Below are 12,045 nucleotides of genomic sequence, written 5' to 3'. Positions count from 1 at the left end.
CCAGCGCTCGTGGACCTCCAGGTACTCGCCGTCGTCGACGATCTCCTCGATGACCTTGGTCATGTCGTACGGCCGGTTGCCGTCCGCCGGGACCAGGTCGAGCAGGGCGTCGCTGCGGCGGTCGGCCGGGTCCGTGGACTCGTGGCGCGGCGGGTTCTCGCGGTTGTTCTGCGGGAGCAGCGACAGGAGGTAGCGCACCTCCGCGATGCAGGTCTCCTCGTCGTCGTAGGCGAAGTGGCAGACGCCGGAGGTCTCGGCGTGCACGTCGGCACCGCCCAGACCGTTCTGCGTGATCTCCTCGCCGGTCACGGCCTTGACCACGTCGGGACCGGTGATGAACATCTGCGAGGTCTCACGGACCATGAAGACGAAGTCGGTCAGGGCCGGGCTGTAGGCCGCGCCGCCCGCGCACGGGCCGAGCATCACACTGATCTGCGGGATGACGCCGGACGCCCGGGTGTTGCGCTGGAAGATGCCGCCGTAACCGGCGAGCGCGGAGACACCCTCCTGGATACGGGCCCCCGCACCGTCGTTCAACGACACCAGCGGGGCCCCCGCCGCGATCGCCATGTCCATGATCTTGTGGATCTTGGTGGCGTGGGCCTCACCCAGCGCACCGCCGAAGATGCGGAAGTCATGGGCGTAGACGAAGACCGTACGCCCCTCCACCGTGCCCCAGCCGGTCACGACACCGTCCGTGTACGGCCTCTTCGCCTCCAGACCGAACCCCGTCGCCCGGTGCCGGCGCAACTGCTCCACCTCCTGGAAGGACCCCGCGTCCAGCAGCAGCCCGATCCGCTCCCGGGCGGTCAGCTTGCCCTTCGCATGCTGCGCCCGGGTCGCCCGCTCGCCCGGCCCGGCCAGCGCCTGCGCACGGATCCCGTGCAACTCGGCGACACGCCCGCGCGCGTCCGAAGGCTCGGCGGTCGGCTCACCGGTCGTCTCTTCCAAAACGGTCATGTAGTGACCTTACGAAGACCGCCAAGGAAAGTGAGACGTCGACTCCGTACAGTCTCCGGCGCGTTTTCCTGGTAGCCCTGAACAGAACCATGCCGACATGCAGGCGTTCCGACTGCTCAGGACCCGTGCCGCTTGTGGAGGTCACACAAAGAGCGACGGTGAGATCGACTTCACATCATCGCCCGACGGACGCCGCCCAGTGGAGTGACGGGGACCGCGCGGGGACCCCGGGAAGGCGGCCGCGCGCGACGATGGAAGGGCATCCGGAAGACATGCGCGAATGAAGTTGAAAGTTGAACGGAATAGGTCTACGGTCCACCTCGTTGAAGGCATCGTTGAACATTCAACATCATCGCCCGCTTCATCGATCCGCTGATCGATCCGTCCCCAAGGAGCACGACATGGGCATCTTCGGCCGCAAGAACACCGACGAGACCACCGCGACCACCGCGACCACGGCAGCCGCGGTGAACCCGGACCTCGCCGCCCTGACCGGCGACTACACGATCGACCCGGCGCACTCGACCATCGGGTTCGTCGCCCGGCACGCCATGGTCACCAACGTCAAGGGCAAGTTCAACGAGTTCACCGGCTCGCTGCACCTCGACGGTGCCGACCCGGCCAGGTCCACCGCCACCATCGACGTCGTGATGCAGAGCGTCGACACCGGGTCCGCCGACCGCGACAACCACCTCAGGACCGCGGACTTCTTCAAGACCGACGAGTTCCCGAAGATGACCTTCCGCTCGACCGGCGCGGAGGCCCTGGGCGGCGACGACTACCGCATCACCGGCGACCTGAGCATCCTCGGCATCACCAAGCCGCTCACCATCGACCTGGAGTTCAACGGCTCCGCCAAGGACCCGTTCGGCAACGAGCGCGTCGGCTTCGAGGGCAAGGCGGAGATCCTGCGCTCCGAGTGGGGCCTGACCTGGAACGCGGCGCTGGAGACCGGCGGCGTCCTGGTCTCCGACAAGATCAAGCTGAACTTCGACGTCTCGGCCATCAAGAACGCGTGACGCGTCACCGACGCCACGCACCCTGAGCGCGCCCGTCCTCCACTCCCCCGTGGGAGGGCGGGCGCTCGGCATGTCCGGGCGGGGCGGGGGAGGCAGCGGGGTGCGGGGGCGGGGGCGGGACGCACGCGGGGCGCGGAGCGGGTTCGAGCACTCGGGGCGCGGGCGCGGGGCGGGTTCCGGCGCGCGAAGCACGGGCACGGGGCGGGCGGGCGCCGGCGCGAACGGAACGCGGGCACGGGGGCGGGACGCCGGAGCGGTCACGGACCGGGGGTGGACCGGGACGTGCCCGCAGGTCCGGGCACGGACGCGGGACGCGGCGCGTGCCCGGTGCTCGGCGCGGACGCGGGCGCGGACGTCGGTGCGGGCGGGAAGCAGGCGCCCGGCGGGACGGGGCGCGAGGACGGGGCGGACCCGGACACAGGTGCGGGGCCGCCGGGTGCGCGACGGTCGTGGGTGTCGGTCGTTCATCAGGGCGTCCCCGCCGACGCGGCCGGGGATCGTGACCGAGGAGGCGCCATGACCAGGACCGGACCGCAGCACTACCCCGGCGCACACCGTGACCACTGGTACCAGGACGACTTCGGCGGCGACCGGATGGAGGTCAACGTCGTCGTCCTGCACACCACCGAGGGCCGCTCACTGCCCGGCTACCAGGGCGGCGCCTCCGCGCCCAACCTCACGGCGGTGCCGGACCTCGCGGCGAAGAAGCTGACGTGGTACCAGCACTTCGACATCGACATCTCCTCCCGCGCCCTGCGCAACAGGCCCGGCGGGGTGGAGACCAACACGCTGAACGTCTGCCAGGTGGAGCTGGTCGGCACCTGCGACCCCGAGACGCACACCAAGTGGCAGACGAGCGGGAAGGCCCACGTCTACTGGCCGAAGGCGCCGGAGTGGGCGCTCCGGGGACTCGCCCGCTTCCTGGCGTGGGCGCACGAGGAGCACGACGTACCGCTGCGCGGCCCGGCGCTGTGGCCGGCGTACCCGAGGTCCTACGGGAACGCGGCCGGGCAGCGGATGAGCAGGGCACGCTGGAACGCCTTCAAGGGCGTGTGCGGGCACATGCACGTGCCGGAGAACGACCACGGCGACCCGGGAGCCATCGACTTCGACGAACTGATCCGGCTGACGAAGGCGGCCGTACAGGGCTGACCGCCCTCGCCGGAGGGCCGGCCGCGCGTCAGACGTCGTCGGCCGCCGCCTCCCGCCGCGCGACGGCGGTCGCCGCACGGGCGGTCCGCGCTGCGGGAGCGGGCGCGGAGCACGCCGAGCATGGCGAGGTACCGGTCGGTGCGGCCCAGCCGCTCGAAGACCGCGCGGCCCGTGGGCTGTGTTCCAGGGCGGTCTCGAGCTCCGCGGGGACGGTGGCGTCCTGCTGTGAGGCGTACGCCGCCGCCCACCGTCCGTCGGCCCGCGCCGCCGCCACCTCGGCGAGCCCGGGCGGCCGCATCCGGCCGGCCGAGGTCAGCTCCTCCACCCGGCGCACGTTGACCGCCGACCAGAGGCCGCCCGGCCGGCGCGGGGTGATCCGCTGGAGGAACCACACCTCGTCGAAGCCCTTGCGCCGACCGGTGGTCCAGCCGTGGCAGAGGGCCGCGTCGTTGACCTCGGCGGCCGTGACGGAGTCCACCCCCGACCCCTTCTTGGCGACCTCGGCCCAGAGTCCGGGGTGCGGCGCGGGGTGCGCGGTGAGCCAGGCGTCCAGGTCGGAGGCGGTGGGGAACGCGAGGGGCGTGGGGGCTCGGTCATGGGCCCAGGCCAGAAGCCCTGTAGGTCCGTCACTGTCCTCCTTCGAGCGATCCTCCTCCGCGGGTGGGCGGACGGGTGCGGGTCGCCCGCCGCTTGGACGGTCCTGACCGCCGTACCGCATGATCCGTCCCATGATCCGAACCGCCACCGTGGACGACGTCGCCGAGATCAGGGCGATGATCCGTGAACTCGCCGCGTACGAACGGGCCGTCGAGCAGGCCCGGGCCACGGAGGAGCAGGTGCGGGAGGCGCTGTTCGGTGAGCATCCCGCGGCGCGGGCGCTGATCGCGCAGGACGACGGCGGGGAGGTCGTCGGCTTCGCCCTGTGGTTCCCCCGGTTCTCGACCTGGACCGGGACGCGGGGCATGCATCTGGAGGATCTCTACGTCCGTCCGCACGCCCGTGGCGGCGGGTACGGCAAGGCGCTGCTGGCGGCCCTCGCCGCGATCTGCGTGCGCAGCGGTTTCGAGCGGTTCGAGTGGTGGGTGCTGGCCTGGAACGAGCCGGCCATCGGCTTCTACGAGTCGCTCGGCGTGGAACTGCTGGAGGAGTGGAAGGTGTGCCGGCTCAGCGGCGGGCCGCTCACCGATCTCGCCGCCCTCGCACCGGCCGTCGACGGCCGGCCGCCCGCGTAGGCGGGGGCCGGCTCCGCGTCGGACGCCCGCCTCGGCGAGGGGCCCGGCGGGTGCTCGGGCGTGGCCGGATCGCACCCCTTGTGCGAAGGCTTGCGGCGTTCTCATAATCCAGCAACAGATTTGACCCGCCCATGCCAGCAGATGGGCGTTTCTTTATTGCCACTATTGTCATGGGCGCGTCAATTCCGTGTTTCGGGCACCACCAGATCCCCCCGACTCCGGGTCAACCCCCCACGGAAGGCATCACGTTGAAGAAACTCCTCACGGCTCTCAAGAGACTCGCGGCCGTCGGCGCCGCCGCCCTCGCGATCGCCAGCCTTCAGCCCGTCTCGTCCGCCCAGGCCGCGCCCTCGCCCGTCGTGGGCGGAACCCGCGCCGCACAGGGCGAGTTCCCGTTCATGGTCCGGCTCTCCATGGGCTGCGGCGGCGCGCTCTACACCCAGCAGATCGTGCTCACCGCCGCGCACTGCGTGGGCTCGACCGGCGCCAACACCAGCATCACCGCCACCGCCGGCGTCGTGGACCTCCAGTCCACCACCGGCCGGGTCCAGGTCCGCTCCACCTACGTCTACCGGGCCCCCGGCTACAACGGCAACGGCAAGGACTGGGCCCTCATCAAGCTGGCACAGCCCATCAACCTGCCGACGCTGAAGATCGCGACCACCACGCAGTACAACACCGGTACCTTCACCGTCGCCGGCTGGGGCTCGGCCACCGAGGGCGGCGCCCAGCAGCGGTACCTGCTCAAGGCGACCGTGCCGTTCGTCAGCGACGCCACCTGTCGTTCCTACAGCGGTTACAGCGGCCTGATCGCGAGCGACGAGATCTGCGCCGGGTACGCGGCCGGCGGCGTCGACACCTGCCAGGGCGACTCCGGCGGCCCGATGTTCCGCCGCGACTCGGCCAACGCGTGGATCCAGGTCGGCATCGTCAGCTGGGGCATCGGCTGCGCCCGGCCCAACGCGCCCGGCGTCTACAGCGAGGTCTCCACGTTCGCCTCGGCCATCGCCTCGGCGGCGGCCTCGCTCTGACCCACCCGTACTCCCACCGCGTCCGCACGCCGTGCACGGGCCCTGCGCCGGAAGCGCAGGGCCCGTGCACGGCGGTGGGCGGTGGGCGATCCGCGCCCTGCTGTCTGCTGTCTGCCGTCGACGGTGGGCCAGCCGGAAAGCAGCGGTCAGCGTCAGAGCCCTCCGCCGAAGTCTCCTCCGCCCCCGAAGTCTCCTCCCCCGCCGCCACCGCCGAAGTCACCGAAGCTGCCGGTGTCGAAGTCCGCTCCGGACACGTCGCCGCCCTCGTAGCCGCCGCCGAAGTCGCCGTAGCCGCTGCCGTAGTCGGAGGCGTAGGAGGGGGTGGCCATCAGGCCGCCGAGCATCGTGCCGACGAGCAGGCCGGGCAGCAGGCCGCCGCCGAAGTAGCCGCCCGCCCAGGGGCCGTAGGCCGGGCCCGCCTCCCAGTAGGGGCGGCGGCCGTAGTCGGTGTCGACCTCGCGGACCACGGGGTCGCGGCCGTCATCGAGGCGGGTGCGGTCCGACGCGCAGACCGGGACCTGGCGGGCGGCCCCGCCGGGCGGGGTCCAGGCCGCGTCGGCGACGGAGGGTCCGTGGCGCGGGTCGAAGAAGCACGGCGGGCGGCGCTCGGGCAGCGGTTCGCCGGCCCGGCGGGCGGCGAGCCGGGCCAGGGCGAAACGGCCGTCCTCCAGGACCTCGGTGACGGGACGCACGTCCTCCGGTCTCGTCGCGTCCGCCATGGACGACTTGGCCTTCTCGTAGGCATCGAGGGCGTACGCGTAGTCGCCGCGCATCGCGTCGTCGGCACCGGGCTCGGCAGGGTGGAAGTCGAGCCGGTCGAGTTCCTCGCCGAAGGCGGTGATGTCCTCGTCGACGACGACCCGGAGCCGTTCCAGGGCGGCCCGCTGCTCCTGCGCGTGCCGTCGGCGGTTGCGCCGTACGAGGGTGTACGCACCGGCGCCGCCGACCGCGACCAGCACGCCCGCGGTGACCAGGCCGGCCGTCGGCACCCCGCCGCCGTCCGGGGAGCCCCAGCCCGTGGGGGCGGAGCCGCCCATGTTGGCGACGGCCCGGTCGGTGAAGTCGTTCAGCTGGGCCCTGGCGTCGCTCTCGCCCTGGACACCGGTGACGAGGTTGCGCACCGCGGACGTCGGCAGGACCGAGGAGTCGGCGCGGGCGTCGAAGCGGTCGCCGAGGCGGATCGCGTAGAGACCGGTCACGCCGGTGGCGGTGCGCAGGTCGGTGAACAGGTTCTCCGTCGGGTAGCCGGCGGGGAGGACCGCGACGAAGACGGGTTTGTCGGCGTTCTCGATCTTCTCCTGGAGGGCGTGGGCGTCCGCCTGGGAGAGCTGGGCGGACGCCGCCGGGTCGACGTAGACGGGGCTCTCGCGCAGGGCCGCGGCGATCGTCGACACACTGGTCTCGGCCGCGGCGCGCGGGGCGCCCGCCGACAGCAGGGTCAGGGTGGCGAGCGCCAGCGCGAGGAGCAGTCCGGCAAGGCCTCGAGTCGAAAGTGCGACCTTCATACTTCGAAGCTACCTCTTACCGCTACAAAGCAGGGCAACCTGAGCGGGAGCCGGGTCCTGCGGTCCGCTCTGCCGGATTCCGCGGTACCTCTGCGTGGCGCCTCTGCGTGACACCTCTGCGTGACACCTCTCCGCGGCGTCCGGCCGACGGCGGGAGCGGGTGAGGCCGCCCCCGCCGTCCGCCCTCTCCGCCCGCACACCCGTCAGGGCGTCCCGTCAGGGCATCCCGTCAGGGAGGGGCGAAGTGCCTGGACGTGACCTCGGCGTCCACGGCCGACGGCGCCGAGGTGCAGCTCCACGGCTGCGACGGCTCGGGCGCGCAGCGGTGGTCGTACGACGCGTCGACCGGGGACGTGGTGAACACCGCCGCGGACAAGTGTCTCGACGTGAGCGACGACTCCTCCGCCAACGGCGCCCGGGCCCAGATGTGGAGCTGCACGGGCGCCGCCGACCAGAAGTGGACCCCGCGGTGATCCCGGTGGCCCCGGCCTACTCGGCCGGGGCCACCCCCGCCCGCAGCAGCCCGTAGGTGTAGGCGTCCTCCAGGGCCTGCCAGGACGCGGCGATCACGTTCTCGGCGACGCCCACCGTGGACCACTCGCCGCTGCCGTCGGTGGTGGAGATCAGGACGCGGGTCGTGGACTGGGTGCCGTGCACGCCCTCCAGGATGCGGACCTTGTAGTCCACCAGGTCCAGCTTGGCGAGCTGGGGGTAGATCTTCTCCAGGGCCACGCGCAGGGCGCGGTCGAGGGCGTTCACCGGGCCGTTGCCCTCCGCGGTGGCGACGATGCGCTCGCCCTTGGCCCACAGCTTGACGGTGGCCTCGTTGGCGTGGGTGCCGTCGGGGCGGTCCTCGACGATGGCCCGCCAGGACTCGACGTCGAAGTACTTCAGCGGCCGGCCCTCGACCTCGGCGCGCAGCAGCAGCTCGAAGCTGGCGTCGGCCGCCTCGTACGTGTAGCCCTTCAGCTCGCGTTCCTTGACCCGGTCGACGACGCGGCCGACCAGTTCGCGGTCGCCGCCCAGGTCGATGCCCAGCTCCTTGCCCTTCAGCTCGACCGAGGCGCGGCCGGCCATGTCGGAGACGAGCATCCGCATGGTGTTGCCGACCATCTCGGGGTCGATGTGCTGGTACAGGTCCGGGTCGACCTTGATGGCGGAGGCGTGCAGGCCGGCCTTGTGGGCGAAGGCGGAGACTCCCACGTACGGCTGGTGGGTGGAGGGCGTGAGGTTGACGACCTCCGCGATGGCGTGCGAGATGCGGGTCATCTCGCGCAGCCGGCCCTCGGGGAGGACCTTCTTGCCGTACTTCAGCTCCAGCGCGGCGACGACCGGGAACAGGTTGGCGTTGCCGACGCGCTCGCCGTAGCCGTTGGCCGTGCACTGCACGTGGGTGGCGCCCGCGTCGACGGCGGCGAGGGTGTTGGCGACCGCGCAGCCGGTGTCGTCCTGGGCGTGGATGCCGAGGCGGGCGCCGGTGTCGGCGAGGACGGTGGAGACGACGGCCTGGATCTGGGCGGGCAGCATGCCGCCGTTGGTGTCGCAGAGGATGACGACGTCCGCGCCGGCCTCCGCCGCCGTCCGGACGACGGCCTTGGCGTACTCGGGGTTCGCGCGGTAGCCGTCGAAGAAGTGCTCGCAGTCGACGAAGACGCGGCGGCCCTGCTCCTTGAGGAAGGACACCGTGTCGCCGACCATCGCCAGGTTCTCCTCCAGCGTGGTGCGCAGGGCCAGTTCCACGTGCCGGTCGTGCGACTTGGCCACCAGCGTGATCACGTCGGCGCCCGCGTCGAGGAGTGCTTTGACCTGGGGGTCCTCGGAGGCCTTGGCGCCGGCCCGGCGGGTGGCGCCGAAGGCGACGAGCTGGGCGTGCCGGAAGTCGATCTCCTGCCGCGCCCGGGCGAAGAACTCGGTGTCGCGCGGGTTGGCGCCGGGCCAGCCGCCCTCGATGAAGCCGACGCCGAACTCGTCCAGGTGCCGTGCGATCGCGAGCTTGTCGGCGACCGTGAGGTTGATGCCCTCGCGCTGGGCGCCGTCGCGCAGGGTGGTGTCGAAGACGTGGAACGAGTCGTCGAGCTCGCTGGTTTCCGTCATGGTCTCAAGGCTCCTGTTTTGGATCTCGGTCTACCGGAATGACCGGCTCCACCGTCCCCCCATGGTCCCTCGCGCCTGCTTCCCGGCTGAAGGTGGGCCAGGAAAACGAAAAACCCCTCGCGGGTGCGAGAGGTCTGCGCGCGGGTCGAGGACGACGGTGGCCGCCCGTACCTGGTCGTACGTGGCGGTCACTGCGGACCGGCGCGCCTGCTGCCAATAATCGTGGCGAACGAGAGCACGGGAGGAGTCTGACACAGGGCAGCACCGTGCTCACCGACTGTCTCAGGATGCGAGCAGAGTGTCCGTCACGATGCGAGCAGGGCGTCCGCCACGAACTCCGTCACGTGCCCGATGAGCTGCTCGCGGTCGGTGCCGCGCAGCCCGATCGCCACGTGGATGGAGAAGCCGTCGAGCAGCGCCCGCAGCCGGGCGGCGAACCGGTCGGGATCGACGGGGCGGAACTCGCCGCGGGAGACGCCGGCCGCGATCTCGTCGCGCGGGTCGTCGAAGCCGCACAGGACGACCCCGCCGTTGCAGGGGTAGTGGTTGACGCTGCTCGAACTGACGGCAGGGGTACGCGAAAGGGCCGCCCCGGACTCGTGTCCGGGGCGGCCCTCGCGGGGACGGGGGGGGCGGGTCAGCCGATCGTGTGCATCCAGCCGTGCCGGTCCTCGGTCTTCCCGCGCTGGATGTCGAGAAGCGCCTCGCGCAGCTTCACGGTGACCGGGCCGGGCTCGCCGCCGGAGTGCTGCCACTCGGCACCGGCGCGCTTGACGGTGCCCACGGGGGTGATGACCGCGGCCGTGCCGCAGGCGAAGACCTCCGTCAGGGTGCCGTTCGCGGCGTCGCCCCGCCACTGCTCGAGGGAGACGCGGCGCTCCTCGGACTCGAGCCCGAGGTCGCGGGCGACCTGGAGGAGGGAGTCGCGGGTGACGCCCTCCAGGATGGAGCCGGTGAGGGTCGGCGTGACGATCTTGTCGCCGTACACGAAGTACAGGTTCATGCCGCCGAGCTCCTCGACCCAGCGGTGCTCGACCGCGTCGAGGTAGCAGACCTGGTCGCAGCCCTTGGCGGCGGCCTCGGCCTGGGCGAGCAGGGAGGCCGCGTAGTTGCCGCCGGTCTTGGCGTCGCCCATGCCACCGGGCACGGCACGGACGCGGTCCTCGGAGACCCAGATGGAGACCGGCTTCACCCCGCCGGCGAAGTAGGCGCCGGCCGGCGAGGCGATGACGAGGAACAGGTACTCGTTCGCGGGCTTCACGCCGAGGCCGACCTCGGTCGCGATCATGAAGGGACGCAGGTAGAGGGACTCCTCGCCACCGTGCGCGGGCACCCAGGCCTCGTCCTGGCGGATCAGCGCGTCACAGGCCTCGACGAACGTCTCGACCGGCAGCTCGGGCATGGCGAGACGGCGGGCGGAGCGCTGGAAACGCTTGGCGTTCTGGTCCGGGCGGAAGGTGGCCACGGAGCCGTCGGGGCGGCGGTAGGCCTTGAGGCCCTCGAAGATCTCCTGGGCGTAGTGCAGGACGTTCGTCGCCGGGTCGAGCGGGATCGGCGCGTACGGCACGAGCTGGCCGTCGTGCCAGCCGCGGCCCTCGGTCCACTTGATCGTCACCATGTGGTCGGTGAAGTGGCGGCCGAACCCGGGGTTCGCCAGGATCGCCGCGCGCTCGGCGTCGGAGAGCGGGCTGGCGGAGGGCTTGAGCTCGATCGTGGGCGTCGTCATGAGTGGTTGTCCTTCACCGGTGTTGTAGTGACGGGCCGCTTTCGTTCCTGTACGCCCAGTGCTAGGACGTCCGAGCATTCCCTCATTCCGCGGCTCCGCGTTCGATTATCGCGCGAGGTCGGCGGTGGAAGAAACGGGGTGAAACGCGGCCCGGGGTCGATGGTGGCACCCGGCGGGGGACATGCGAAAGCCGCCGGGTGCGGACGCGACCCGGCGGCTTCGAATGGTTTCGAGGTGGCGCGGGCGTCAGCCGGCTACTCGTACGGCGAGCGCGTCGCCGATCTCGGTGGTGCTGCGGGCCGGCTTGCCGGCGCGTTCCGCCAGGTCGGCGGAGACGGCGTCCTCGATGCGGGCGGCCTCGGACTCGTGGCCGAGGTGACGCAGCAGGAGGGCGACGGACAGGACCGTGGCGGTGGGGTCGGCCTTGCCCTGGCCCGCGATGTCCGGGGCCGAGCCGTGCACGGGCTCGAACATGGACGGGAAGTCGCCGGCGGGGTTGATGTTGCCGCTCGCGGCGACGCCGATGCCGCCGGAGACGGCCGCGGCGAGGTCGGTGATGATGTCGCCGAAGAGGTTGTCGGTGACGATCACGTCGAAGCGGGCGGGGTCCGTGACCAGGTAGATCGTCGCGGCGTCCACGTGGATGTAGTCCGTGGTGACCTCGGGGAACTCCGCGGCGACCTTGTGGAAGATGTTCGTCCACAGGTGGCCCGCGAAGGTCAGCACGTTGTTCTTGTGGACCAGCGTGAGCTTCTTGCGGGGGCGGGCCTGGGCGCGGGCGAAGGCGTCCCGCACGACGCGCTCGACACCGAAGGCCGTGTTCACGGAGACCTCGGTGGCGACCTCGTGCTCGGTGCCCTTGCGGATGGTGCCGCCGTTGCCGGTGTAGGGGCCCTCGGTGCCTTCGCGGACGACCACGAAGTCGATCTCGGGCTCACCCTTGAGGGGGGTCTCCACACCGGGCAGCAGCTTGCTCGGCCGCAGGTTGACGTGGTGGTCGAAGGCGAAGCGGAGCTTGAGCAGGAAGCCGCGTTCCAGGACGCCGGACGGCACCGACGGGTCGCCGATCGCGCCGAGCAGGATCGCGTCGTGCTTCTTCAGCGCGTCGAGGTCGGCGTCGGTGAGGGTCTCACCGGTGGCGTGGTAGCGCCGGGCGCCGAAGTCGAACTCCTTGGTCTCCAGCTTCACATCCTGCGGAAGGACGGCGGAGAGGACCTTGAGACCCTCGGCCACGACCTCCTGGCCGATGCCGTCACCGGGGATCACTGCGAGATTGATGCTGCGAGACATGTGAGCACCCTACTCGGCGTCCCATGGAATGACATG

Annotated in this window: 10 protein-coding genes and 2 pseudogenes; 5 read left to right on the top strand and 7 right to left on the bottom strand. The window is 71.5% G+C overall.

Going from position 1 to position 12,045, the window contains the following annotated elements:
* Window positions 1–960, bottom strand: a 960-nt coding sequence (locus tag ACGFQC_RS32855) for an acyl-CoA carboxylase subunit beta (protein WP_393289073.1), incomplete at its 3' end; no start/stop codon positions are given.
* Between the two features lie 401 nt (window positions 961–1,361).
* On the opposite strand from ACGFQC_RS32855, the gene ACGFQC_RS32850 reads away from it, so the two are divergent.
* Both ACGFQC_RS32850 and ACGFQC_RS32845 read left to right on the top strand, forming a co-directional pair.
* Entirely contained in the window at window positions 1,362–1,979 is a 618-nt protein-coding gene (locus ACGFQC_RS32850) for a YceI family protein (protein WP_363091883.1), read from the top strand.
* A 516-nt stretch (window positions 1,980–2,495) separates the two neighbouring features.
* Window positions 2,496–3,131: a hypothetical protein gene (locus tag ACGFQC_RS32845; protein ID WP_363091882.1), complete on the top strand. Its 636-nt coding sequence runs from the start codon at window positions 2,496–2,498 to the stop codon at window positions 3,129–3,131.
* 28 nt (window positions 3,132–3,159) lie between these two features.
* Here the strand turns inward: ACGFQC_RS32845 and ACGFQC_RS32840 are convergent, their stop codons facing one another.
* Window positions 3,160–3,861 carry an OmdA domain containing protein gene (locus ACGFQC_RS32840; RefSeq protein ID WP_363091881.1) on the bottom strand — a complete coding sequence of 234 codons (702 nt, stop codon included), beginning with the start codon at window positions 3,859–3,861 and terminating at the stop codon, window positions 3,160–3,162.
* On the opposite strand from ACGFQC_RS32840, the gene ACGFQC_RS32835 reads away from it, so the two are divergent.
* Window positions 3,860–4,363 (top strand): GNAT family N-acetyltransferase, encoded by a 504-nt coding sequence (locus tag ACGFQC_RS32835; protein ID WP_363091880.1) that lies wholly within the window; start codon window positions 3,860–3,862, stop codon window positions 4,361–4,363. The genes ACGFQC_RS32840 and ACGFQC_RS32835 overlap by 2 nt on opposite strands.
* Window positions 4,364–4,611: 248 nt before the next feature.
* Window positions 4,612–5,394 carry a serine protease gene (locus ACGFQC_RS32830; protein WP_363091879.1) on the top strand — a complete coding sequence of 261 codons (783 nt, stop codon included), beginning with the start codon at window positions 4,612–4,614 and terminating at the stop codon, window positions 5,392–5,394.
* Window positions 5,395–5,546: 152 nt separating this feature from the next.
* Here ACGFQC_RS32830 and ACGFQC_RS32825 read toward each other — a convergent pair whose 3' ends face one another.
* A complete protein-coding gene (locus ACGFQC_RS32825; protein ID WP_363091878.1) occupies window positions 5,547–6,899 on the bottom strand; it encodes a hypothetical protein in 1,353 nt (450 codons plus the stop codon).
* A 242-nt stretch (window positions 6,900–7,141) separates the two neighbouring features.
* Between ACGFQC_RS32825 and ACGFQC_RS32820 the strand changes: the two are divergent.
* A pseudogene (locus ACGFQC_RS32820) lies at window positions 7,142–7,372 on the top strand (RICIN domain-containing protein); the annotation flags it as partial.
* Between the two features lie 16 nt (window positions 7,373–7,388).
* Here the strand turns inward: ACGFQC_RS32820 and cimA are convergent.
* From cimA to ACGFQC_RS32800, 4 genes and pseudogenes are all read right to left on the bottom strand, one after another.
* Window positions 7,389–8,993 (bottom strand): citramalate synthase, encoded by a 1,605-nt coding sequence (cimA, locus tag ACGFQC_RS32815; RefSeq protein ID WP_363091877.1) that lies wholly within the window; start codon window positions 8,991–8,993, stop codon window positions 7,389–7,391.
* Window positions 8,994–9,298: 305 nt separating this feature from the next.
* Window positions 9,299–9,481, bottom strand: a pseudogene (locus ACGFQC_RS32810) (TetR family transcriptional regulator C-terminal domain-containing protein); the annotation flags it as partial.
* 149 nt (window positions 9,482–9,630) lie between these two features.
* Entirely contained in the window at window positions 9,631–10,719 is a 1,089-nt protein-coding gene (locus ACGFQC_RS32805) for a branched-chain amino acid aminotransferase (RefSeq protein WP_363091876.1), read from the bottom strand.
* A 246-nt stretch (window positions 10,720–10,965) separates the two neighbouring features.
* On the bottom strand, window positions 10,966–12,009 hold the full coding sequence (locus tag ACGFQC_RS32800) for a 3-isopropylmalate dehydrogenase (protein ID WP_363091875.1): 1,044 nt from the start codon (window positions 12,007–12,009) through the stop codon (window positions 10,966–10,968).
* Window positions 12,010–12,045 lie beyond the last annotated feature (36 nt).

This window comes from Streptomyces sp. NPDC048734 (assembly GCF_043198675.1).
In the GTDB taxonomy this organism is placed as follows: domain Bacteria; phylum Actinomycetota; class Actinomycetes; order Streptomycetales; family Streptomycetaceae; genus Streptomyces.
This window is presented reverse-complemented; position numbering and strand designations above follow the sequence as displayed.

What these genes read in the sequence shown, in the direction of transcription:
- cimA (WP_363091877.1), bottom strand. Translation starts at nt 8,993, where the DNA reads ATGACGGAAACCAGCGAGCTCGACGACTCGTTCCACGTCTTCGACACC.
- ACGFQC_RS32800 (WP_363091875.1), bottom strand. Translation starts at nt 12,009, where the DNA reads ATGTCTCGCAGCATCAATCTCGCAGTGATCCCCGGTGACGGCATCGGC.
- ACGFQC_RS32840 (WP_363091881.1), bottom strand. Translation starts at nt 3,861, where the DNA reads ATGGGACGGATCATGCGGTACGGCGGTCAGGACCGTCCAAGCGGCGGG.
- ACGFQC_RS32835 (WP_363091880.1), top strand. Translation starts at nt 3,860, where the DNA reads ATGATCCGAACCGCCACCGTGGACGACGTCGCCGAGATCAGGGCGATG.
- ACGFQC_RS32825 (WP_363091878.1), bottom strand. Translation starts at nt 6,899, where the DNA reads ATGAAGGTCGCACTTTCGACTCGAGGCCTTGCCGGACTGCTCCTCGCG.
- ACGFQC_RS32845 (WP_363091882.1), top strand. Translation starts at nt 2,496, where the DNA reads ATGACCAGGACCGGACCGCAGCACTACCCCGGCGCACACCGTGACCAC.
- ACGFQC_RS32850 (WP_363091883.1), top strand. Translation starts at nt 1,362, where the DNA reads ATGGGCATCTTCGGCCGCAAGAACACCGACGAGACCACCGCGACCACC.
- ACGFQC_RS32805 (WP_363091876.1), bottom strand. Translation starts at nt 10,719, where the DNA reads ATGACGACGCCCACGATCGAGCTCAAGCCCTCCGCCAGCCCGCTCTCC.